At 55.9% G+C, this 1906-nt stretch carries 1 protein-coding gene; it reads left to right on the top strand.

Translation table 11 applies throughout. The features are described 5' to 3' along the window. Positions 1-504: 504 nt before the first annotated feature. Positions 505-1671, top strand: coding sequence for a hypothetical protein (locus tag D180_RS02330; protein WP_017911513.1), 1167 nt, complete (start codon positions 505-507; stop codon positions 1669-1671). Positions 1672-1906: the final 235 nt, after the last annotated feature.

The raw sequence follows: 1906 nt of genomic DNA, 5'->3' as shown, positions 1-1906 counted from the left end.
GGCAGCCGACCCGCCGCGGCAGGGCCAGCGGCTCGCCGCAACGCAAAAGGAGCGCGTGAGCGCTCCTTTTGCGTTGTGGCCTCGACCTGTGTACGCGACAGCGCCAGAACGGGCCGAGCGCTGCACGGGAACAGACGCATCCAGCCAGTCGCATGGCCGAGACCACTCCAGCACCTGGACAAGGTCGCCGCACGCACCTCAGCGAACCGGCCCTGGTCAGTGTCGACCCGACGAGCACAGTGACGACATGCGCTGGCGGGCCTGAAACACGGCGCAAGGACTCCATCGGCTCTCGCAGAACCACTCCGGCCATGAAGAGTGGATCTCGCGTTGGGACCGATGCAATCATCGTGGATGCGGCAAGCGACCACCCCGGCTTGCATGCGAAAGTCGAGGAAAGCAATAAAGACGCAACGAAAACGGCGGAAAACTGGCCACGCAAGGCCGATGCGCAGCCAATGACCGTCCAACATCCCTCCATTTGCAACTCAAAAACGAGCAGATATGGATTGCCTTACGCTACAGGACAAGTACCCGGACCTCTATTTCTTCTGGCTGGAAAAGCTTGGCCTGTATTACGCAGCCGGCGAAGAGAACAAGACATACCTGATCGAAAGCAATGGAGACATCGTCTACCAATCGCCCGAAGAGACGTTCGCCGACTTGAATGGAAGCCACTTCCCCTACAGCTGGGACAAGTGGGAAACGGATTTCAATCGTCAGATCGATTACTGGATAGAAATCCATTTTTCAGGGAAATTCATTACCAACTCGATTTTCTCCTTTCGGAACGGCAACCTTGTTCGCTTGCTTGAAGACGAGCTCATCCTGTATGCAGCTCCCATAACGCCGCAACGACTGTTGCTGCAAGTGGCCAAGGACAAGGACAATCCCTTGTCCCGTGTCACCATCCACCTCTACGACACGCTTAGAAACGAACTCAGGGAACTATGGGAAGGCCCTTACAGGGAAGAACCATTTTCTGTTCATCGCGTGCGCGGCGCGGAGCACTTTTTTTCGATCTGGATTCGCGACGACGAAAACCCCATCGATCACTACACACGCAAAGTATTCCAGCTATATACCGCCGAGGGAGAACCGCTGGTAGATTTTGAAACGGCCTGGGGACATGGCGGCGGAGACACCTGTTTCGACCTCTCACAACGAGGCATGGGAATCACTCACAGAATTCTGGATAAACCCATTTTTATATCTTCGCACTGGTATTTCAACCGCTATGAGGCATGCGATGTACTGATCGACAGGAAAGGCAATAACTACGGGGACTTTTATTACATTGCAGGACAGAAACCCTCGTATTTCGGCAAGTCCTCGACCAGACACCCGAAGTACATCGACAAGAAAATTCTGTGCCTTGCGCTGCCGGTACGCGATCATCAGCCGCCGTGCCTGACGATCCTCAACGAGGACGGCAGCAGGATCGTGACGGAATTCGAGTGTCCGTGGCTTTTTTTCAACCTATCCGCAACGCTCGTCAAAGACAAATCCATCTTCGGCAAGACCTGCCTTGTGGTGATCGACAAGGAATGTCACGCAAGGCTTATCGGCCTCGATGGAAAGGAAATCGAAAACACCACGCCCATTCCCCTGAAAAGCATCGACCCCAGAATGAACTATCCGAAGCTTTTCGCGGAGCAATGCCGGCAATAGCAGTGCATCGAATTGGCTTCAGGCCAGGCAGGTCTTGAGTCCATCCGGCCCCCCAGCCTGAACAGTGCCGTCGCGACCGCACGGACATCGACCCGGGGCAGGAAGCACCTGCACGATCCGTCCGGCAAGCCGGCGTGCGACACCTGGAGCGTGTCATGTCCTTTGGGGCATGCAGGCACGGGACCTGCGCCATTCCACCCGGGCACGTCATCGCCCACAAAAAAAGCGCCGCAAG

This window comes from Xanthomonas sp. SHU 166, assembly GCF_000364685.1.
GTDB lineage: Bacteria > Pseudomonadota > Gammaproteobacteria > Xanthomonadales > Xanthomonadaceae > Xanthomonas_A > Xanthomonas_A sontii.
The sequence above is the reverse complement of the archived record's forward strand: the minus strand, read 5'-3'. Positions and strand labels throughout refer to the sequence as shown.

Bases quoted from the DNA above. Each gene is read 5' to 3' on its own strand.
- D180_RS02330 (WP_017911513.1), top strand. From the start codon at position 505: ATGGATTGCCTTACGCTACAGGACAAGTACCCGGACCTCTATTTCTTC.